General features: G+C 36.9%; 22 protein-coding genes and 2 tRNA genes. 12 read left to right on the top strand and 12 right to left on the bottom strand.

The annotated features are described in order from the left end of the window. The first annotated feature begins 77 nt into the window (after positions 1 to 77). Complete coding sequence (locus DYE19_RS10100; RefSeq protein WP_005763566.1) at positions 78 to 1,019, top strand: sugar ABC transporter substrate-binding protein; 942 nt, start codon at positions 78 to 80, stop codon at positions 1,017 to 1,019. 74 nt (positions 1,020 to 1,093) lie between these two features. Here the strand turns inward: DYE19_RS10100 and DYE19_RS10095 are convergent, their stop codons facing one another. Continuing rightward, positions 1,094 to 1,405: a BolA family protein gene (locus DYE19_RS10095; protein ID WP_049214737.1), complete on the bottom strand. Its 312-nt coding sequence runs from the start codon at positions 1,403 to 1,405 to the stop codon at positions 1,094 to 1,096. 137 nt (positions 1,406 to 1,542) lie between these two features. Here DYE19_RS10095 and DYE19_RS10090 point away from each other — a divergent pair, with 137 nt between their 5' ends. Beyond that, positions 1,543 to 2,136, top strand: a complete 594-nt coding sequence (locus DYE19_RS10090) for a YajG family lipoprotein (protein ID WP_115323450.1) — start codon at positions 1,543 to 1,545, stop codon at positions 2,134 to 2,136. 382 nt (positions 2,137 to 2,518) lie between these two features. Here the strand turns inward: DYE19_RS10090 and DYE19_RS10085 are convergent. The 6 genes from DYE19_RS10085 to DYE19_RS10060 form a co-directional block, all read right to left on the bottom strand. Beyond that, positions 2,519 to 2,594: transfer RNA gene (locus tag DYE19_RS10085), tRNA-Asn, on the bottom strand. A gap of 4 nt (positions 2,595 to 2,598) precedes the next feature. After that, positions 2,599 to 2,674 (bottom strand) — tRNA-Phe (locus tag DYE19_RS10080). 217 nt (positions 2,675 to 2,891) lie between these two features. Then, a complete protein-coding gene (gene mltC / locus DYE19_RS10075) occupies positions 2,892 to 3,968 on the bottom strand; it encodes a membrane-bound lytic murein transglycosylase MltC (protein ID WP_115323449.1) in 1,077 nt (358 codons plus the stop codon). A 6-nt stretch (positions 3,969 to 3,974) separates the two neighbouring features. After that, positions 3,975 to 4,247 carry an oxidative damage protection protein gene (locus tag DYE19_RS10070; protein WP_049214840.1) on the bottom strand — a complete coding sequence of 91 codons (273 nt, stop codon included), beginning with the start codon at positions 4,245 to 4,247 and terminating at the stop codon, positions 3,975 to 3,977. Next, positions 4,240 to 5,358, bottom strand: coding sequence for an A/G-specific adenine glycosylase (gene mutY / locus DYE19_RS10065; RefSeq protein ID WP_115323448.1), 1,119 nt, complete (start codon positions 5,356 to 5,358; stop codon positions 4,240 to 4,242). Before mutY ends, DYE19_RS10070 begins: the two co-directional genes overlap by 8 nt. Positions 5,359 to 5,517: 159 nt before the next feature. After that, positions 5,518 to 6,009, bottom strand: a complete 492-nt coding sequence (locus DYE19_RS10060; RefSeq protein WP_115323447.1) for a cytochrome b — start codon at positions 6,007 to 6,009, stop codon at positions 5,518 to 5,520. Between the two features lie 121 nt (positions 6,010 to 6,130). Here DYE19_RS10060 and trmB point away from each other — a divergent pair, with 121 nt between their 5' ends. The 5 genes from trmB (at position 6,131) to yggU (ending at position 9,548) form a co-directional block, all read left to right on the top strand. After that, positions 6,131 to 6,898, top strand: a complete 768-nt coding sequence (gene trmB / locus DYE19_RS10055) for a tRNA (guanosine(46)-N7)-methyltransferase TrmB (protein ID WP_115323446.1) — start codon at positions 6,131 to 6,133, stop codon at positions 6,896 to 6,898. Positions 6,899 to 6,952: 54 nt separating this feature from the next. Further along, the gene (locus DYE19_RS10050; protein WP_049214836.1) at positions 6,953 to 7,297 is read left to right on the top strand and encodes a YggL family protein; all 345 of its coding nucleotides are present in this window, start codon (positions 6,953 to 6,955) and stop codon (positions 7,295 to 7,297) included. A gap of 387 nt (positions 7,298 to 7,684) precedes the next feature. Then, positions 7,685 to 8,635 carry a magnesium/cobalt transporter CorA gene (gene corA, locus DYE19_RS10045; RefSeq protein WP_049214835.1) on the top strand — a complete coding sequence of 317 codons (951 nt, stop codon included), beginning with the start codon at positions 7,685 to 7,687 and terminating at the stop codon, positions 8,633 to 8,635. A gap of 16 nt (positions 8,636 to 8,651) precedes the next feature. After that, positions 8,652 to 9,218, top strand: a complete 567-nt coding sequence (locus DYE19_RS10040) for a YggT family protein (protein WP_049214834.1) — start codon at positions 8,652 to 8,654, stop codon at positions 9,216 to 9,218. 39 nt (positions 9,219 to 9,257) lie between these two features. Continuing rightward, positions 9,258 to 9,548 (top strand): DUF167 family protein YggU, encoded by a 291-nt coding sequence (gene yggU, locus DYE19_RS10035; protein ID WP_115322263.1) that lies wholly within the window; start codon positions 9,258 to 9,260, stop codon positions 9,546 to 9,548. A 71-nt stretch (positions 9,549 to 9,619) separates the two neighbouring features. Here the strand turns inward: yggU and DYE19_RS10030 are convergent, their stop codons facing one another. Next, positions 9,620 to 10,054, bottom strand: a complete 435-nt coding sequence (locus DYE19_RS10030; RefSeq protein WP_115322266.1) for a GNAT family N-acetyltransferase — start codon at positions 10,052 to 10,054, stop codon at positions 9,620 to 9,622. 178 nt (positions 10,055 to 10,232) lie between these two features. Here DYE19_RS10030 and tpiA point away from each other — a divergent pair, with 178 nt between their 5' ends. Beyond that, the gene (gene tpiA / locus DYE19_RS10025; RefSeq protein ID WP_115322261.1) at positions 10,233 to 11,000 is read left to right on the top strand and encodes a triose-phosphate isomerase; all 768 of its coding nucleotides are present in this window, start codon (positions 10,233 to 10,235) and stop codon (positions 10,998 to 11,000) included. Between the two features lie 70 nt (positions 11,001 to 11,070). Here the strand turns inward: tpiA and DYE19_RS10020 are convergent, their stop codons facing one another. Both DYE19_RS10020 and DYE19_RS10015 read right to left on the bottom strand, forming a co-directional pair. Beyond that, on the bottom strand, positions 11,071 to 11,883 hold the full coding sequence (locus tag DYE19_RS10020) for a class I SAM-dependent methyltransferase (RefSeq protein ID WP_115322262.1): 813 nt from the start codon (positions 11,881 to 11,883) through the stop codon (positions 11,071 to 11,073). A 293-nt stretch (positions 11,884 to 12,176) separates the two neighbouring features. Beyond that, a complete protein-coding gene (locus DYE19_RS10015) occupies positions 12,177 to 12,941 on the bottom strand; it encodes a glycosyltransferase family 2 protein (RefSeq protein WP_115323445.1) in 765 nt (254 codons plus the stop codon). Positions 12,942 to 13,023: 82 nt separating this feature from the next. Between DYE19_RS10015 and waaA the strand changes: the two genes are divergently transcribed. Both waaA and coaD read left to right on the top strand, forming a co-directional pair. Next, positions 13,024 to 14,301, top strand: a complete 1,278-nt coding sequence (waaA, locus tag DYE19_RS10010; RefSeq protein ID WP_115323444.1) for a lipid IV(A) 3-deoxy-D-manno-octulosonic acid transferase — start codon at positions 13,024 to 13,026, stop codon at positions 14,299 to 14,301. A 2-nt stretch (positions 14,302 to 14,303) separates the two neighbouring features. After that, complete coding sequence (gene coaD / locus DYE19_RS10005) at positions 14,304 to 14,780, top strand: pantetheine-phosphate adenylyltransferase (protein ID WP_115323443.1); 477 nt, start codon at positions 14,304 to 14,306, stop codon at positions 14,778 to 14,780. 38 nt (positions 14,781 to 14,818) lie between these two features. On the opposite strand, the gene DYE19_RS10000 is transcribed toward coaD, so the two are convergent. Then, a complete protein-coding gene (locus tag DYE19_RS10000; RefSeq protein ID WP_115323442.1) occupies positions 14,819 to 15,541 on the bottom strand; it encodes a 3-deoxy-D-manno-octulosonic acid kinase in 723 nt (240 codons plus the stop codon). A 92-nt stretch (positions 15,542 to 15,633) separates the two neighbouring features. On the opposite strand from DYE19_RS10000, the gene DYE19_RS09995 reads away from it, so the two are divergent. Continuing rightward, complete coding sequence (locus DYE19_RS09995) at positions 15,634 to 16,677, top strand: glycosyltransferase family 9 protein (protein ID WP_115323441.1); 1,044 nt, start codon at positions 15,634 to 15,636, stop codon at positions 16,675 to 16,677. A 63-nt stretch (positions 16,678 to 16,740) separates the two neighbouring features. Continuing rightward, on the top strand, positions 16,741 to 18,588 hold the full coding sequence (locus tag DYE19_RS09990; RefSeq protein ID WP_115323440.1) for an ABC transporter ATP-binding protein: 1,848 nt from the start codon (positions 16,741 to 16,743) through the stop codon (positions 18,586 to 18,588). A 60-nt stretch (positions 18,589 to 18,648) separates the two neighbouring features. On the opposite strand, the gene DYE19_RS09985 is transcribed toward DYE19_RS09990, so the two are convergent. Then, positions 18,649 to 19,917, bottom strand: a complete 1,269-nt coding sequence (locus DYE19_RS09985) for a M20 family metallo-hydrolase (RefSeq protein ID WP_115323439.1) — start codon at positions 19,915 to 19,917, stop codon at positions 18,649 to 18,651. Positions 19,918 to 19,922: the final 5 nt, after the last annotated feature.

Below are 19,922 nucleotides of genomic sequence, written 5' to 3'. Positions count from 1 at the left end.
GTGAAAGAAGTCACGGTTTGAAAATTTTAATCTGTCTATACTGAAACTTCCTAATTCACTCTTAGAGGAGATAGATAATGGTGTCAACACTTTTCAAGAAAACGATAACTGCAACAGCATTACTCATCGCATTATCAAGTTCCGCATTGGCAGCTGAAAAGCCACAAATCGCGTTGCTAATGAAAACCCTAAGTAATGAATACTTTATCACTATGCGACAAGGTGCAGAAGAAAAAGCAAAAGAGGTCAATATTGATCTTATTGTGCAAGTCGCTGAAAAAGAGGACTCTACTGAACAGCTTGTAGGTCTAGTAGAAAACATGATTGCTAAGAAAGTAGATGGAATTATTGTTACTCCAAATGACTCTATTGCATTTATTCCTGCTTTTCAAAAAGCAGAAAAAGCAGGGATCCCAATTATTGATTTAGATGTACGCTTAGATGAAAAGGCGACTAAGAAAGCAGGACTCAAATTTAATTATGTTGGTGTCGATAACTTCCATGGTGGTTATCTCGCAGCAAAAAATCTGGCAGAAGCGTTAAATAATACGGGTGATGTCGCTATTTTAGAAGGCATTCCTGGCGTGGATAATGGTGAACAGCGCAAAGCAGGTGCGCTTAAAGCATTTGCAGAAGCAAAAGATATTAAAGTCGTTGCTTCGCAATCAGCTAACTGGGAAACTGAACAAGCCCTTAATGTGACAACGAATATTTTAACTGCCCATCCAAATATCAAAGGTATTTTCGCAGCGAATGATAATATGGCGATTGGCGCGGTTACTGCGATTGAAAATGCAGGCTTAGCAGGAAAAGTTCTCGTTGCAGGCTATGATGGTATTCCACTTGCGATTGACTATGTAAAACAAGGAAAAATGCAAAATACTATTGATCAACTACCTAAAAAACAAGTGGCTGTCGCTATTGAAAGTATTTTGAAAAAATTGAACAAACAAGAACTACCAGAGTTCTATTATGTTGATCCTGTTGTTGTTGATAAAGAAAAATCGAAAGAATACTAAGTAATCTAACGCAATTTTCTAAAAAGTAACCGCACTTTTAGCCATCTTAAAGTGCGGTTTTTATTGCATGACAACTATTGTCCAACACCAAGGCAATTAGGTGATTTAGGAAAAGTCTCATTTAATGCTTGCCATTCTGCTTTGTTATACAAGTGTAAAGCGAGAGCATGAATACCTTTTTGCAAGTCTTCAGCTAAAAATTGATATACTTTACGATGACGCGCAACTTTCGTTAACCCTTCAAAGCAATCACTCACTAACACTACTTTAAAATGTGAGTCGCCACCGCGTCCTGAACTATGCATATGACTTTCATTTTCAATATGTAAAAAGTGCGGTGCAAACTCTTGTGATAATCGAGTTATCAAATCTTGCTGTTTTGACATCTGTCCTTCCTCACTGCATAAATAAATTTAAGGCATAAAGGCTATACATTCACACTTAACTTTGCAAGAATAATATGCATTAATTTTTATACTTAGCTGTCTAAACTACCAGCCCCTTTTCATTGAATGAGGACATTATGAAATCACATAAAATTTTATCGCTTAGTGCACTAATTAGCTGTGCTATTCTATTAAGTGCTTGTCAAACATTACCATCCACTCTGACGTTTACGCCGCCTGCACCAACAGCCTCAATGACGATTAATCAAAGTGCAATTGTTTTTGTCACTGTTCGTGATAGTCGCCCTCAAACTGAAGTGTCTAGCTATGTTACTGATGGTAAATTAATTAAGCTATCAGCAACTCCTAGTGTGACACAACTTTTTCAACAAGTTGAACAACAAGATCTAATCAGTAAAGGCTTCCGTATTGGCACTTCTCAAAACTCAAATGCCGCTGTAACAGTAGATGTACGTAAATTTTATGCCAATGTAGAACAAGGTAATTTACGTTATAACATTGATAGCAAAGTTGAGGTAACCATTCATGTACAAGGTGCCAGAGGACAATTCAGTAAAAATATTAACGCCAACCGCACTTATGCTGGCGCTTTCTCCGCGAAAAATCCTGAAATACAAAAAATCTTAGGTGAAACATTTAACGAAGTTGTCAAATCAATTTACAGTGACCGTGAAATAGCAAATGCAATCAATGCTGTATCCGCTCCATAATATTTCAATTCACTAACCTGCTCTTACATCCGATCCTAACCATCAGTCTTAGGATCGGTTCTTCTTATTACTCTTACTAAAATTCGACTAACTATTTAAAGAGAATTAAACTATTTTATCGAAATAAAAAGAGCCGTTTACTGCATATTCATGAAAAATTAGCAATCTTTTTATGCCACTATAGCATCTATATAGATCCTAATATTTAACTAATCATTTCACTTTATTTTACTATTTTAATTTGGAGAAAAGATAAAAATACAAGAATAATATTCAGTTTAATAGACTATTCAGACGATCTAATACTATACTGAAATATTTTATAATAATGAAAAGTATTAAATGAAAAAACCCACTATTTTAATAGTGGGTCTTAAGAATTTGGCTCCTCCTGCTGGACTTGAACCAGCGACATACGGATTAACAGTCCGCCGTTCTACCGACTGAACTAAGGAGGAATAGTGGTGCCTCGAGGCGGAATCGAACCACCGACACGGGGATTTTCAATCCCCTGCTCTACCGACTGAGCTATCGAGGCAACTCATCAGTGGTGCGTATTAAACGTTTTTTTCAGGTTTAAGTCAACACCTAAATTAAAAAAAATCACTTTTTTTTAATCGGTTGCATATTAAACAAACGAAAAGTATAAAAATAGCACGAATCCATTCATTTTTTATGTTTTTTAATTAAAAATAAATAAAAAAGATGCTCACAATCATCACTGATAAATGAGCATGTTTGATTATAATTTAGTATTATTTTCTCACACGATAACTTTTCTGTGCTTGATCGACTTTTAATAAATAGTTCCGTGCTTGTGCTGATGGATGTTTCGTTGTTAAAATCCGATACACTTGCTCAGGATACAAGTTATTGATCTTAGCAATAGCCATGTCTCGATCTTGATCAAATACACGTAATACAGCACCAGCGCCACTATTATAAGCAGAAATCATGGCAAAACGCTTTGATGTCGGATTCGTGATACCATCCAAATATTTATTTTGTAACAACCATAAATACGATACACCCGCATCAATATTCTTTTCTGGGTCAAATAAATAGGATTTTGATGGTTGACCACCTCTTCCTTTCATTTTGAAAATATCTCGACCAGCTGTCGTAGGTACGACTTGCATCAAACCAATTGCATTTGCATAGCTAATTGCATAGGGATTAAAACTTGATTCTGTTTGCATAATACCTAAAATTAAGCTTTCATCCATATTGTAACGACGCGCCATTTTACGCACTAAAGGCAAATACTTTTGTGCACGTACTGCCACATGGTTAGCGATCATAGGAATCACAACATATTGTACAGTATGACCATTACTTAAACGGCGTGTTTGCAGCTTATTCTGCACTAAATAGGAAGCAAAATTACCTGCAATAGTTGTATTTGTAATTGAACCACCTAAATGATCAATTACCTGTCCAACTAAAAAAGGGCGCGAACTGATCGGCACATCACCTGAAGCAAAAAGATCAATACCATTTGCATCTGAGCCCATCAATAAAATATGTACAATTGCATTATGGAGATGACGAATATCTGTTTGTGTTTCAACAGTAATTAAACCTTCATCAAAGCTAACATGACTACGTGTATAAAAACGATCTGTATATTTCACATAGTCTTTACGACTTGCTACAAGTAATTCATTGACTCCCCAAATACGATCAATATTATGGGAAAATTGCCCAGTTAAAATATCTAACCCACGTGTATCCTTTGCAAATGCTTCATCAAATTCTGAGCTTTTATAAGATGATGTGCTACCACAGGCAAATAAAAAAGGTATTAATGCACAAATAATATACTTTTTCATCGTTCATTATTCCGTTGGTGGCACATAGCCTTCAATATGAACATCTTTACCTTCAAATAAGAAACTGACCATTTCTTGTTCCAGTAATTTTCTATGCTCCGCATTCATCATATTTAATTTTTTCTCATTCACTAGCATAGTTTGCTTTTTCATCCACTCACCCCATGCTTGTTTGCTGATCGAATCAAAAATACGTTTACCTAACTCACCAGGATATAACTGAAAATCTAACCCCTCAGCCTCTTGTTTGAGGTATTCACAGAATACGGTTCTAGCCATAATAATTCCTTATAAATTGCATTAATAAACTCTTTACTGGCGCCGCCAGTCCAATTTGCGTTGGATTTTGCGGATCATACCAATATTTGACCTCACTTAATACAGTTGATTCATATTCTCTTTTATTTTCCCCAACTTTTTTCCAATCAGAGCGGTCTTGGAGACGTTCTTGCATATCCACATCCGCATAAATAGGATAAATATCTAAATGAAAATGACTGAAAGTGTGGCGAAAGCTCGACCATTCTTGATAATAAGCAACACCTTGCTTATGCAAAAAAGCCAACAAATCGACTTTATTTTCAAATTGTGGAAAACAATACAACCCTCCCCAAATACCAGAATTTTCGCGTTGTTCTAATGCGACCTTACCTTTTGCATTTAAAATCAAAAAATAGCTACTACGTTCAGGGAGTGTTTTTTTGGGCTTTTTACCAGGATAATTTTGCCAATTTTGCTGTAAATTTGCTTGGCAAGTTGCTTTTAACGGACACAGGTCACATTTTGGTTTAGTACGTGTACAAACCATAGCACCAATATCCATCATAGCTTGATTAAAATCTGCAACTTGTTCCGTTGGCGTTACTTGAGCACTTAGTTGCCAGAGTTGCTCCTCTACTTTTTTTTCACCTGGCCAACCAGAAATTGCGAAATAACGAGAAAGTACACGTTTCACATTCCCATCTAAAATAGGATAGGGCGCATTCAAGCAAGAAGATAACACCGCACCAGCTGTACTTCTGCCTACTCCAGTTAATCCCCATACTTGTTCAAAATCTGTCGGGAAATTGCCCTCATATTGATCTCTAATAGTTTGTGCTGCTTTATGTAAATTTCTCGCTCGCGCATAATAACCAAGCCCAGTCCATAAATGTAATACTTCGTCTAAAGGTGCATTAGCGAGTGCAGTCACATTTGGAAAAGTTTTCACAAAACGTTCAAAGTATGGTATCACCGTTGCCACTTGTGTTTGTTGCAACATCACTTCAGACAACCAAACACCGTATAAACTTTTATTTTGTTGCCAAGGCAAATGTTTACGCCCAAATTTTGCATACCAATTCAGTACAGCATGTGCAAAAGGGGCATCGGGAGAGGATAAAGCTAACATAATGAATACAAATAAAGTGCACTAAAAATGAAAAGTATGTTGTTTCTTGCGCCGTGATACAAAATAAAAATCTACTGTAGATGATTTACCTTATAATCACAAGCTAAGCTGATAACAAAATACAGGCGGAATCAAATAAACTGCTTTTTATCTACATAATTAATGTGGCGACATACTTTTTAATACGCTATCTTTTAATATAAAGTGATGAAATAATGCTGCAATAGCATGTAATCCAGCTAACACAATAAAACCATTAGCTACAATTTGATGTGCCTTACCTAAAGAAATATCAACACTAAAATAGGGTAATGTAACACCTAATAACATGAAGTCATCAACATCAGCAGTTAATGTTAGATAGCCTAAAATGGGTGTCAATAACATAAAAATATATAACAGCATTTGCACTGAATGTGCTGCGATATGTTGTAAAGGTGACAAATTACGTTTTGGTAATACATTACGATACAGAAGACGCAGTGGGATACGAATCATAAATAATAAGATCAATAGTAGACCACTAAAAACATGAATCTCTCCTATTACACCATCCGCAGGTGGATAATCCCCTGTAAAATAAGCGACTAAAACACAAAGCAAAGTGAACCAGTGTAAATAAATCATTGTTTTTGGATATTTTGACGACATATTCAGAATCCTTCTCCAACATAAATAGAAAATAAAACTCACTATACAACCACACAATCTTGGTATTTTTCAGCAAAAGCCGTATAATTCGCAGCAAATCCAGTCATTATAAACAAAAAACATGTCATTTAATAAACAAGAATTAACCCAAACAACCACTTTTGCTGATCAAAAGCGCAAAACAGTTGAAATTGCTGAATTTACTGAAGATGGGCGTTACAAACGTAAAATCCGTAGTTTTGTATTACGCACTGGTCGCCTCAGTGAGTTTCAAAAAAACGCAATGAATCAACATTGGCACTTTTACGGCTTAGAACACCAAATTCAACTTTTTAATTTTCAAACAATTTATGGTAATGATAACCCTGTTATTTTAGAAATTGGTTTTGGTATGGGACATTCTTTAGTTGAAATGGCACATCAAAATCCTCATTTCAATTACTTAGGTATTGAGGTGCATACACCAGGTGTTGGTGCCTGTATTGCGAATGCAGTGAAAAAAGAAGTAAAAAATTTGCGCGTTATTTGTCATGATGCAACCGAAATTTTATGTGATTGCATTCCAGATAATAGCCTTACTGGCTTACAATTATTCTTTCCAGATCCTTGGCACAAGGCAAAACATCATAAACGTCGCATTGTACAGACACCATTTGTAGCAAAAATCAGTCAAAAGCTTGTTCAAGGCGGGTTTATCCATATGGCTACCGATTGGGAAAACTATGCTGAGCATATGTTGGACATATTACGACAAGCCAATGAGTTAGAAAATACATCAATAACCAATGATTATATTCCTCGCCCTGAATCTCGCCCACTTACGAAATTTGAACAACGAGGGCATCGTTTAGGGCATGGTGTGTGGGATTTATATTTCACTAAAAAGTAAAAAAACACACCGCACTTTTAAACATTTATCAGCCAACAGAGAGGAGAATCGAAAATGGCGATCAAACGTAACAGAAGACAACGTAAAAAAATGCACCTTGCTGAATTCCAAGAATTAGGTTTCTTAGTGAATTGGCAATTTGCAGAAGGCACTGCTATTGAACAAATTGATGAAGTAGTTGATCGTTTTATTCGTGAAGTTATCCAACCAAATGGTTTAGCTTATGAAGGAAGTGGTTACTTACATTGGGAAGGTCTAGTTTGCTTAGAAGCACTTGGAAAATGTGATGAAAGTCACCGCACTTTAGTAAAAGAATGGTTAGAGAAAAACGGGTTGCAACAAATCGAAATCAGTCAATTATTCGACATTTGGTGGGAATACCCTGCAAAAGAAGCATAAATAGCTGATAAGGCGAACATCATTGTTCGCCTTTTTCATTTTAATTAGACAATAATTCTTTAATCCTCTGTAGAAACCCTTGACGAATCATCCTTTCAAGCGTAACATTCGCCCCGATTTAGTAATATGAGGACACACACTTTGGACAGTCACAGTCGATACCGAATTGCTTTTTTACTGTAACTTTCGCTGTTGCCTTTATATCAGCGAAGTTCGCTGATAGATCATTTCTAACACCATTTTATTCGGCATCTTTTTATGGTCATCGAGATATCGATAGCCAATAATCAAACGAAAAATTAATCATTCTTTTACTATCACGGCTTATTTCGTTTGGTTTCTTTTGTTCATTGCGTTGTTCATAATCCAATTAAGGAGTATGACAAAATGATAAATGCTTTCACTCTTGAAGATGCTCGTCTTGTTCGCATTGATGAAGATGAAAATACACAACTAAACAATGCAATCTGGCTCGATCTACTTGAACCGACGAGCGAAGAACGCGAAATTTTACAAGATAGTCTAGGACAAAGCCTCGCAACGTTTCTCGAATTAGAGGACATTGAAGCATCTGCTCGTTTCTTTGAAGACCAAGATGGCTTACACTTACACTCATTCTTTTATTGTGAAGACGAAGAAGATTATGCTGATTTAGCCAGCGTCGCCTTTACTGTACGTGATGGCCGCCTCTTTACACTACGTGATCGTGAACTGCCTGCCTTCCGTTTATATCGTATGCGCTCACGTAATCAACGCTTAATTGAATGTAATGCTTACGAAGTTTTATTAGATTTATTTGAAACTAAAATTGAGCAACTGGCTGATGTTATTGAAACTGTGTATTCTGATTTAGAAAAATTAAGTCGTGTAATCTTAGATGGTACACAAGGTGAGGCTTTTGACCAGGCATTGTCGACGCTAACCGAACAAGAGGACACCAGCTCAAAAGTGCGTTTATGTCTGATGGATACACAACGAGCATTAAGCTTCTTAGTTCGTAAAACACGCTTACCTGCAAATCAGCTTGAACAAGCTCGTGAAATTTTACGTGATATTGAATCATTACAACCACATAATGAATCTTTATTCCAACGTGTAAACTTCTTAATGCAAGCAGCAATGGGTTTCATCAGTATTGAACAAAACCGCATTATTAAAATCTTCTCAGTTGTGTCAGTTATCTTCCTTCCACCGACATTAGTTGCTTCTAATTATGGGATGAACTTTGATGTAATGCCAGAGCTCGGTTTGAAATTTGGCTATCCAATGGCATTAGGTTTAATGGCTCTCGCAGCATTTGCCCCATATTGGTATTTTAAACGCAAAGGTTGGTTATAAAATTTAAGGTAATACAATGAACTCATTACAAATTTTAATTTTTACATTGATTGATGTATACGGATTTATTTTAGTTTTACGTGCATGGTTCCAATTTAGCAGAGTGGATTTTTATAATCCACTCTCACAAGGCTTAGTTAAAATTACTCAACCTGTTTTATCTCCTTTGCGTACATTTATTCCTACATTCAGGAATATTGATTTAGCCGCGCTCATTTTGGCTTTCTTATTATTTAGTATCAAATTTCCCCTCGCACATTTAGTAGGTAATGTATTTATTAGTCATGCAGACATTCTCGACTATGCATTAGCAGGCTTACTCACATTAATACGTACATGTGGAAAAGCCGTTTTCTATGTTCTTTTACTTAGTGCAATCATGAGTTGGTTTAATCGCACCCCTAATCCAATGCAATTTGTTCTCCATCAGCTAACCTCTCCACTTTTAAGCCCAATTCAACGCATTTTACCTAATACAGGAATGATTGATTTTTCACCGATGATACTGGTTTTTGGTTTATTTTTCTTAGACAAAGTTCTACTGGATCTTTTCGGTGCTTACTGGTTATTAGCAAGCTACTAAAAGTGCGGTCAATTTGAAAGGTGTTTTGTAATAGTGACAATATTCGCAGTAGAAAAACAGGGTGAAGATTTAAGATTACGGATTTTTTTGCAACCAAAAGCAAGTAAAGATCACATTGTTGGGCTACATGACAATGAGCTTAAAATCACTATTACAGCACCGCCTATTGATGGGCAAGCAAATGCACATTTACTCAAATTTTTAAGCAAAACATTCAAAGTACCCAAAAGCAGTATTGTATTAGAAAAAGGTGAACTCAATCGACATAAACAGATTTTAATCCCAAACCCCAAAGTGATCCCAGAAGTCGTATCTGCCTTATTAAAATGAAACCGCACAAACGTTCACTGCTTCTCTTTTACTTAAATAAAACGACTTGCCAACAAAATAAGCTGAAAATACTATAGGTTTAACTCAAAAAGACTTTTCTTTGGATTAATTTTGAACCCTTCGGCCTCTAATAAAGCTTGTTGTTGCTGTCCCTGTTCAACAACCAAACGCGTAGATTGTGTGTAGCGTACAAACTCTTTTGCCTTTGCAATTAAAGCTGCATAAACTTCTGCATAATTTGAATTAGGCGAGACAAAAATATCGGTTAATTGCCAATAACGTTGTAATTGAAGAGAAGAAAGACGGGGATAGAGCTGAATGAAACCAAGTGCGTGCTGGTTTTCATTCACTGCAATAAAGAAAATGCTTTCACTAAAACGAATACGATTGGTCAAAAAGGCTAAAGTGCGGTCAGGATTTTCCAGCATTCCATGAGAAAGACGATATTGCTCAAAGAGCGGTAATAGAATGTCTAAATTCCATTGTTCAGCTTTAAAAATTTTCATTTTCGTCACAATCGGGCATTTTTTGTTAAATCTATACAGTGAATTGTAGCTTTTTAAAACAAAATAATCATCTTTTACCAAAAAAATTTTTCAAATTTGCCTAAAATCAACAGAACTAAATAAAAAATTTGATATAGTAGTGCGGTCATTTTTTATTAATTTAATACGGAGAAAAATTATGGCTCGTCGTCCTTTAGTTATGGGTAACTGGAAATTAAACGGTAGCAAAGCATTCACAAAAGAATTAATTGAAGACTTAAAAACAGAATTATCGGATGTTAAAGGTTGTGATGTCGCAATTGCACCACCTGTCATGTATTTAGCTGAAGCCGAGGCAGCGTTGACTGGCAGTACAATTGCACTAGGCTCACAAAACGTCGATGTAAACGTACAAGGTGCATTTACAGGTGATATTTCAACCGAAATGTTAAAAGATTTTAGTGCGAAATATATCATTATCGGTCACTCTGAGCGTCGAACCTATCATAAAGAAAGCGATGAGTTTATCGCGAAAAAATTCGCGGCATTAAAACAAGCAGGTTTAGTGCCAGTATTATGTATCGGTGAAAGCGAAGCGGAAAACGAAGCAGGCAAAACAGAAGAAGTGTGCGCACGTCAAATTGATGCAGTGTTGAATACATTAGGCGCTGAAGCATTTAACGGTGCAGTAATCGCATACGAACCCATTTGGGCAATCGGTACTGGTAAATCAGCCACTCCAGCGCAAGCACAAGCAGTTCACGCCTTTATCCGTAGCCACATTGCGAAGAAAGATCAAGCCGTCGCAGAACAAGTTATTATCCAATATGGTGGTTCTGTAAATGATGCAAATGCGGCTGAGTTATTCACTCAACCAGACATCGACGGTGCATTAGTTGGTGGCGCATCATTAAAAGCACCAGCATTTGCCGTGATCGTAAAAGCAGCTGCAAAAGCAAAAAACTAATTTAATCTCTTAAAACAAAAAGCAGATCAAATGATCTGCTTTTTTATTACCTAAAGTGCGGTCTGTTTTTCTATTTTTTCCAACTCACAAACGCCCAAGTTTTAAAATCTCCACGTGCAGAAGTGATATTTGGGTGTTTGGCGTAATAGTCTTTGAGTTTTGCCATTTCTTGTTCGGTTAACTCGCCAATCGACCACTGTACTGATTGGATAAAACTGTGCTCATCGATTTTTTCAGGCTTAATTAAACTGCATTCAGCAGTAATAAAATCCACAGAAGCGTAATAGCCTTTTTGATGTAACAAATTCAGCGCATACATATAATTCGGGAATCCCACCGAATCTCTGCCAATATATTGCAAAATGTCGCGTGCGATAAAGTCTTTTTCGACAATCATCGTCATATAAACTGCTTTTCTTGCTTTGGCATTCAGCTTATCCAATGCTTTATCTAAATCAGCCACCATTGAAGAACGTGATGACACACAGATATCACATTCTGGCACATCGTCCCAATTCTCTTCCCAAGATTTGCGAATAGGCTGCACGTTATCCAACCCTAAATTCTGCGCGCGTTGTTGTAAAACGGACAACATTCCTTCACTGTAATCTAAGCCATACACTTTTTTAAAATGTGAAGCAACGGCAAGAGAAATCGCACCACCACCGCAGCCCACATCTAATAAAGTGTCCGCGTTACTCAAATCCATTCGGCTCACAAACGCTCGCACATATTCATTATGTAAATCGTATTCGGATTGATGCATTTTCTCTGCTTTACGATCCCAATCTTGTGCCGTTTTTGGTTCTCTTGAGGAAAGTTGATAGTGATTTCTATACAATTCGGCAAAATTCACGTCCCAAAGTGTTTGAGATTTAATCATAAATCATCCTTAAATTTTTAATCAAAATCTAAACAATATAAGTAATGTTTTTAAATACTTATATCTTAAACGTGGATACTAAGTAACTTCCTAGTTCAGTGACTTATTACATAATAAAATAAAGCTAATAATTGAGTCGACAAATATAATGAATAAATTAAACTCGCCGTTCTGTCTCTATTCAAAATAGTACGTTCAACTTACAAAAGTTGACTAACACAACGATCTTCTCAATTTTGTTACATATTATATTTATACTAATTCAAATAAAAAATTTTTACTTTTAGACTATTTTATCGTTTCGTCTGTGTTCGCACCCACAAGTCAGCATATTTGACAAAAGTGGAATGAGTGGAAAGGATAGCGAGTAAGAATCCTTGTTTGCCGTCAAGAAACCCTGCTTTAATAATATACATTTTGAAAAAACATCCAACTGCATGCGTAAAAGCAGACACTAAGCTGCCTTTTTTACCTGCCTTCTCACGTTTTTCTGCCCATGCTTTGGCATAACTCGCAGATTTGACCAAATAATGATGCATATCTTTATAAGTGTAATGTTCTAAATCCCCTGTCAGTTTTTCTACTGTTGCATGTGTAGGTAGAATAACTTTTTCATGCACAGGTTCATCATTATATTGTGTCAATGCAGTTGGATATAAACGTAATACAAAATCTGGGTACCAGCCCGAATGGCGTATCTTACGCCCAAACACTTCACTTAGGCGTGGAATTTTATACACAATATTATCTGCATTTTTTTGTACAGCATGTAAAATAGACTGACGTAGTTCTGGAGTTACACGCTCATCAGCATCTAACCATAATACATAATCGCTAGTAACATATTGTTGTGCTAATTGACGCTGTTTACCAAATCCTGGCCAATTGATATTTTGATAGAATTTTGCTCCATAGCTTAATGCGATTTCTTGTGTATTATCAGTGCTACCTGAGTCTAAAATAATAATTTCATCAACCCAATCTTTAACTGTATCTAAGCATTGTGCTAAATGCTCAGCTTCATTTTTAACAATCATCGCAACGCTAAGTGTTGGCATACTTTTATCCTTTATGTATTAAGTGCAAACGTTTATACTAAATAATGAGTGAGACATTTTAACATAACCCAATATTTATTCTATGTTGCGTTTTTTCTACACAATTTTATTATACCTTATCCAACCTATCGTCATTGTGTTTATGTTTGGACGGAGTGTAAAAGCACCGAATTATCGCAGACGACTCAATGAACGTTACGGGTTTTACTGTGGATTAACACCGCCAAAGCCGAATGGTATTGTTATTCATGCTGCGTCGGTAGGTGAGGTCATTGCTGCCACACCATTAATTAAGCAGATTCAATTACAATATCCTGATTTGCCTATGACAGTGACAACCGTCACACCAACGGGGTCAGATCGCGTTAAGGCTGCTTTTACAGAAACAGTTTCTCATGTGTATTTACCTTACGATTTACCTGATGCCGTCAACAGATTTATTAATTTTATTCAGCCCAAAGTCTGTATTGTGATTGAAACTGAAATTTGGCCAAACTTAATTGCACAACTTAAAAAACGTGATATTCCATTCATTATTGCAAATGCACGTTTATCTGCTCGTTCAGCAAAACGCTATGGCTGGTTTAAACAATCATTACATCCTGTTTTTAATAATATTAGCCTCATTGCGGCACAAGATAATGTCAGTGGCAAACGTTATTTAGATCTAGGTTATAATCCAGACCGTTTAAAATGCACGGGCAATATTAAATATGATTTGAGTACTAATGGTGATTTATTACAGAAGATCAATATACTCAAAACAGCATGGGCAAAAGATCGCCCCGTATGGATTGCAGCAAGTACTCATGAAGGTGAGGAAGAGTTGATTTTAGAAAGTCATCGTTTGTTATTAAACAAATATCCTGATTTATTGCTTATTCTCGTCCCTCGCCACCCAGAGCGTTTTAATACGGTAGCGGAATTAATCGAGAAACATAAATTTCGTTATATACGTCGTAGTGCAAATATTGCGCCAGAAACCACAACTCAAGTCGTACTTGGTGATACAATGGGCGAGTTAATGTTACTCTATGGTATTTCAGATATTGCGCTAGTTGGTGGTAGCTTAGTCAAACATGGTGGTCATAATCCATTAGAGCCTTTAGCATTTAAACTGCCCGTGCTGAGTGGAAAGTATACGTTTAACTTCCCTGAGGTCTTTACTAAATTACTTCAAGTACAAGGCGCACTTGAAGTAAATGAAAACACAAAGGCGATCACGAATGCAGTAGAAAAGTTTTTGGACTCTCCAGAGTTGCGTTCACGTTACGGGAATGCAGGTTATGAAGTTTTAATTGAAAATCGTGGCGCATTACAACGCTTATTAGATTTATTAGCACCTTATTTAAGTCAGTAATTATGATAACAGTTATTTATCCTGGTACATTTGATCCGATTACAAATGGCCATCTTGACATCATTCAGCGCACGGCACGTTTATTTCCAAATGTACTCGTGGCAGTTGCGTCTAATCCAAATAAACGCCCTTTATTTGATTTAGAAACGCGTGTTAAATTAGTCAAACAAGCTGTAGCGCACTTGTCTAATGTAGAAGTAGTTGGTTTCTTAGATTTACTCGCTGATGTAGTAAAAGAAAGGCAAATTACAGCCATTATTCGTGGCGTACGCAGTGCAAGTGATTTTGATTATGAACTGCAATTGGCACATTTAAATCGCTTATTAACAGAGGGTGTTGAGAGCTTATTTTTCCCACCCTCAGAACGCTGGTCCTATGTATCATCCACGATGGTCCGCGAAATCCATTTACACCATGGCGATGTCAGTAAATTAGTGCCAGAAGTAGTGTTTCATGCTCTAAACAATCGAAAAAACTGACCGCACTTTTAAACCACATAAGGACATCTTAGATGTCCTTATGTGTAATAGCCTTGTAACAAATCTTGCCAATTTTGCTCTGTAAATTGTATGCCAAGACGTTCTACTTCTTTCATAAAAGAACGTTGTAAACGCTGTAAATTCTCAGTTTTCCAACTCTCCCCTAATTGATGACCACTTTTATCAAAATCTAATAGCCAAAATTTACAGTCATCCGCAACATGTTGAATTAAAATATTATGTGCATTTAAATCGCTGTGACAGACTTGTAAATTATGTAACTGCCGAATCAATTGACCAATTTTCTGCCAATTTTTACTAGCCAATGTAGAATGTTGTAGATAAACAGTCAAATCTTCTGCATTCTCAATTTTTTCTGTGAGTAAATCCGCACGATAAAAGCCTAGCGCAATTTTTTCAACACGCGCACCAATCGGTTTTGGTACAGCAAGCCCTGCTTCATGTAATTGTTTTAATAAGTTAAATTCAGCAAAACTACGTGCCGTAGAAAGTGTCGAAAAGCGATAACGATCACGATTCAGTTTTCCCCAGAGACCACCTCGATAATAATGACGTAGTGCCGTATTCACCCCTAAGATATCATCTGTTTTTAAAAACCAAGTCGTACCACGTCCTTTTGCTGACCCTATTATACGGTCTTGTTTTTTCCAAAAGTGTGCCTGAAAAAAAGATTCTTGATCGGGTTTAGGCTGTTTAAAATTAAAGAGAAAAAAAGTATTTTTATGTTTAAATTCAAGCATATTGCCATAGGTTTAAATCAGAGATAGCGAATAGTCACATTCTACTTTAAAATAGTTAAAATTCACACAAGATTTATTTGTACGGACTATTTATGGCTCTTTTTAGCTCTCCTCCTCAATCACTCTGCATTCTTCGCTTATCTGCAATTGGTGATGTGTGTCATGCGCTTGCTGCAGTACAACAAATTCAACGTTATTGGCCAAACACCAAAATCACTTGGATCGTCGGTAAAACAGAAGCTCAATTATTATCAGGGATCGCAAATGTTGAATTAGTCGTTTATGATAAAAAAACGGGCTGGAAAGGTGTATTTACACTATGGCAACAACTCAAAACTCGGCATTTTGATGCATTACTCAATATGCAAACTGCACTTCGTGCATCACTAATATCCTTAGGGATAAAAGCCACTTATAAAATTGGCTTTGGCAAAAAAAGAGTAAGAGAAGGGCAGCAATTTTTCACTAATCGTCAAATTACTGACCCAGAAACTGCACATGTCCTAGATGGTTTTATGGCATTTGTCAGCTATCTAGGTATCCCAATTGAACAACCACAATGGCATCTACAAATCAGCGAACAAGATAAGCAAATTGTGAAACAATATCTTGATCCCATAAGAAAAAAGCTGTTGATTTCGCCTTGTTCTAGTAAAGCAGAAAAAGATTGGTTAGTTGAGCGCTATGCCCAGATTGCAAATATTGCTAATCAACATGATGTGCAAGTTATTTTTTGCTCTTCACCAGCCAAACGAGAGATTGAAATGACTCAAAAAATCATTGCATTATGTAAATTTCAACCAGTTGATCTATCGGGAAAAACCAATCTAAAACAGTTAGCAGCATTAATTAGCTTAGTGGATTTAGTTATTGCACCTGATTCTGGTCCAGCTCACTTAGCAACAACACAAGGCACTGATGTAATTGGTTTATATGCTTATCATAACCCACAAAGAACGGGACCTTACTATAACTTAGCTAATGTCGTTTCTGTGTATGAACAAAATGCACAAAAAGAGTTTGGCAAGCCCTCAACAGAACTACCATGGGCAACAAAGCTTAGCGGTAAAAACTTGATGGCACAAATTCAAGTCGCTGATGTAGTCACTCAAATGAAAGCACTTAACTTGTTTTAAAGTGCGGTCTGTTTTTATCAAGTTTAAGATACGCACAGTTCACACAAAAATAAAGGGATAATGATGTTTGATAAAATTTATTCATGGTTTGAAAATCGTTTAAATCCTTACCCATCTGACACACCTAAAACACCAAAAAAAGGATTGGTTCATTTTATTTGGTCAAGCCTAGAAGGCATGAAAGGTTGGATATTCTTACTTGCTTTTCTCAACATTGGGATTGGGATTGTCGAAGGCGTTGTCTTTCACTTTATGGGAATTTTAGTCGATTGGTTAAATGAATATACACCAACTACACTTTGGCAAAATAAAGGCCATTTACTCACTGCAATGGCTGCATTATTACTATTTAGTATCTTATGGGCATTTGTGACCTCTGCTGTTAGGCTACAAACCTTACAAGGCGTATTTCCAATGCGCTTACGTTGGAATTTCCATCGCTTAATGCTTGGGCAAAGCCTCACTTTCTATCAAGACGAATTTGCTGGGAGAGTATCAGCAAAAGTGATGCAAACCGCACTGGCAGTACGAGATACTGTAATGACTTTAGCTGATATGGTTGTTTATGTCGCGGTTTATTTTATTACCTCAGGTGTTGTATTGGCCACTCTTGATAATTGGCTGCTACTCCCTTTTATTTTGTGGATTGCTATCTTTGCAACTATTTTACGTATTTTAATTCCTAAACTTGCCAAAACCGCCGAGCGTCAAGCTGATGCACGTTCTTTAATGACAGGACGTATTACAGATGCTTATTCCAATATCGCAACAGTAAAATTATTCTCTCATGGAGCACGAGAGGCCAGTTATGCCAAGCGATCGATGGAAGAGTTTATGCTAACTGTACATGCACAAATGCGCTTAGGTACCTCATTAGATATTCTCACCTACACTGCTAATATTAGTCTCACATTAGGCACTGCAATTTTAGGTATTATTTTATGGCAACAAGGCAGTGTCGGGGTTGGTGCCATTGCTACTGCAGTTGCCATGGCGTTACGCGTCAATGGCTTATCACATTGGATCATGTGGGAATCTGCACGCTTATTTGAAAATATCGGTACCGTCAATGATGGTATGGAAACACTCACTAAACCACACACTATTATTGATAAAGTTGATGCTAAACCAATTCACATTCATCAAGGCAAAATTCAATTTAGTAACGTAAACTTTGCTTATTCACCTGATAAACCATTACTGAAAAATTTCAACTTAACCATTAAACCTGGCGAGAAAATCGGTCTAATTGGGCGATCTGGTGCAGGTAAATCAACAATCGTAAATTTGCTTCTCCGTTTTTATGAGGTACAAGAAGGAAAAATTACGATTGATGGGCAAAATATTTGTGAAGTATTACAAGAAAGTTTACGTAGTCAGATTGGTTTAGTTACCCAAGACACATCATTGCTTCATCGTTCTGTACGTGACAATATTATTTATGGACGACCAAATGCAACTGAAGAAGAAATGATTCATGCAGCACAACGTGCAGAGGCGGCTGATTTCATTCCCCAGTTAAGTGATGCTAAAGGTCGTACAGGTTATGATGCTCATGTTGGTGAACGAGGTGTAAAATTATCTGGTGGACAACGTCAACGTATCGCGATTGCTCGCGTGATGCTAAAAGATGCACCTATTTTATTATTAGATGAAGCAACGAGTGCATTAGATTCAGAAGTAGAAGCGGCTATTCAAGAAAGCTTAGATAAAATGATGGAAAATAAAACTGTTATTGCTATTGCGCATCGTCTCTCTACTATTGCTGCAATGGATCGTTTGATCGTACTAGACAAAGGTCAAATTGTCGAACAAGGTACCCATAATGAATTGCTCGAACAAAATGGACTTTATGCTAAATTGTGGGCACACCAAAGTGGGGGCTTTTTAACGGAGAATATTGAAGACTAAAATAAAAATAGCTGTTATCTCAACAGCTATTTTTTGGTTAATACTCAGTTTAAATGAAAGTTAAGCAAGTAAATGTTGCAGTAACGCGGTATAGATATTGACGCCTGTTAACAATTGTGTTTCATCAAAGTCAAACTCTGCTTGATGGTGACCTGCTGTACGATCTGCGCCAAGAATAAAATAAATTGCTTTTCCACCATGTTCTTGTACACGACGTCCTAAAATTGTCGCATCCTCACTCGCATTAAAGGCGTAATCTGAGTTAACTTGTTTAATATCGGCTTGCTGTAAAGCAATTTTTTCCACAAGCTGAATCAACTCCTCATCATTCACCATATCAACCGCTTCACCCATGATCTCAGTTTCATAAGTCACATCAAAACTGGCTGCTACCCCTTTAGCAATCTGCATGACTTGTTCAACCATATATTCATTGATAGCTTTATTTTCACCACGTACTTCTAATTGAATCTGTGCTGTTGCAGGAATCACATTTCGTCCCTCGCCAGCTTTAAGGACACCAACATTAATACGGGTCATTCCATCGCCATGACGAGAGATACCATGCAGTTGAGTTACTGCGTGTGCCGCAGCTAACAGAGCATTACGCCCTAAATGTGGTGCTGCACCAGCATGGGCAGGTTTACCTTGATAACGAATATCAATTTTTGTAGTTGATAAAAAGTTTTTAGGGTTAGAAATAACAGTTCCTGTATCAGCACAAAAACTAATATGTGAACTAACAAAATAATCTGCATCATCAATCACGCCACTTGCTGCAATTGCCGCAGCACCACGCACACCCTCTTCTGCAGGCTGGAAGACAATTTTTACTTTACCACTGAGCTTATCTTTATTTTCTGACAGCCATTTAGCCGTACCTAAACCGATTGTAATATGTGCATCATGCCCACAAGCATGCATAAAACCCTCATTGAGGGAAGCAAAGCCATATTGGTTAGGGACATGTTGCGCATCTGGCGTCTCTGTCACATTGACACAATCAATATCAAAGCGCAATGCAACTGTTTTACCTGCTCTACCTGTATCTAATATGGCTACACAACCAGTATAACCATCCATTTGATCAAGCCATTTTTGTTTTGCACCATAAGCTATGGCTTTTTCTAACCCTTTTTCTACAACAGCTTGCTGACGACCACGTACAAACTCAGGATTAATAATCTTATCACCCAGTAAGATCTCAAAGCCCATTTCTTCAAGATAATCTGCAATACGACTAGTTGTCCAAAACTCAGACCAACCAATTTCAGGAAAACGATGAAATTCACGGCGCCATTCAACAAGCGGCTCAAGTTTTATACTCATTAAGC

Origin of the sequence: Pasteurella canis, from assembly GCF_900454865.1 — a bacterium.
In the GTDB taxonomy this organism is placed as follows: Bacteria; Pseudomonadota; Gammaproteobacteria; order Enterobacterales; family Pasteurellaceae; genus Pasteurella; species Pasteurella canis.
The sequence above is the reverse complement of the archived record's forward strand: the minus strand, read 5'-3'. Positions and strand labels throughout refer to the sequence as shown.

Bases quoted from the DNA above. Each gene is read 5' to 3' on its own strand.
- corA (WP_049214835.1), top strand. From the start codon at position 7,685: ATGATAAATGCTTTCACTCTTGAAGATGCTCGTCTTGTTCGCATTGAT.
- DYE19_RS10020 (WP_115322262.1), bottom strand. From the start codon at position 11,883: ATGATTAAATCTCAAACACTTTGGGACGTGAATTTTGCCGAATTGTAT.
- trmB (WP_115323446.1), top strand. From the start codon at position 6,131: ATGTCATTTAATAAACAAGAATTAACCCAAACAACCACTTTTGCTGAT.
- DYE19_RS10100 (WP_005763566.1), top strand. From the start codon at position 78: ATGGTGTCAACACTTTTCAAGAAAACGATAACTGCAACAGCATTACTC.
- coaD (WP_115323443.1), top strand. From the start codon at position 14,304: ATGATAACAGTTATTTATCCTGGTACATTTGATCCGATTACAAATGGC.
- mltC (WP_115323449.1), bottom strand. From the start codon at position 3,968: ATGAAAAAGTATATTATTTGTGCATTAATACCTTTTTTATTTGCCTGT.
- mutY (WP_115323448.1), bottom strand. From the start codon at position 5,358: ATGTTAGCTTTATCCTCTCCCGATGCCCCTTTTGCACATGCTGTACTG.
- DYE19_RS10015 (WP_115323445.1), bottom strand. From the start codon at position 12,941: ATGCCAACACTTAGCGTTGCGATGATTGTTAAAAATGAAGCTGAGCAT.
- tpiA (WP_115322261.1), top strand. From the start codon at position 10,233: ATGGCTCGTCGTCCTTTAGTTATGGGTAACTGGAAATTAAACGGTAGC.
- DYE19_RS10030 (WP_115322266.1), bottom strand. From the start codon at position 10,054: ATGAAAATTTTTAAAGCTGAACAATGGAATTTAGACATTCTATTACCG.
- DYE19_RS10095 (WP_049214737.1), bottom strand. From the start codon at position 1,405: ATGTCAAAACAGCAAGATTTGATAACTCGATTATCACAAGAGTTTGCA.
- DYE19_RS10060 (WP_115323447.1), bottom strand. From the start codon at position 6,009: ATGTCGTCAAAATATCCAAAAACAATGATTTATTTACACTGGTTCACT.
- DYE19_RS09995 (WP_115323441.1), top strand. From the start codon at position 15,634: ATGGCTCTTTTTAGCTCTCCTCCTCAATCACTCTGCATTCTTCGCTTA.
- DYE19_RS10070 (WP_049214840.1), bottom strand. From the start codon at position 4,247: ATGGCTAGAACCGTATTCTGTGAATACCTCAAACAAGAGGCTGAGGGG.
- DYE19_RS10040 (WP_049214834.1), top strand. From the start codon at position 8,652: ATGAACTCATTACAAATTTTAATTTTTACATTGATTGATGTATACGGA.
- waaA (WP_115323444.1), top strand. From the start codon at position 13,024: ATGTTGCGTTTTTTCTACACAATTTTATTATACCTTATCCAACCTATC.
- DYE19_RS09990 (WP_115323440.1), top strand. From the start codon at position 16,741: ATGTTTGATAAAATTTATTCATGGTTTGAAAATCGTTTAAATCCTTAC.
- DYE19_RS10000 (WP_115323442.1), bottom strand. From the start codon at position 15,541: ATGCTTGAATTTAAACATAAAAATACTTTTTTTCTCTTTAATTTTAAA.
- DYE19_RS10050 (WP_049214836.1), top strand. From the start codon at position 6,953: ATGGCGATCAAACGTAACAGAAGACAACGTAAAAAAATGCACCTTGCT.
- DYE19_RS09985 (WP_115323439.1), bottom strand. From the start codon at position 19,917: ATGAGTATAAAACTTGAGCCGCTTGTTGAATGGCGCCGTGAATTTCAT.
- DYE19_RS10090 (WP_115323450.1), top strand. From the start codon at position 1,543: ATGAAATCACATAAAATTTTATCGCTTAGTGCACTAATTAGCTGTGCT.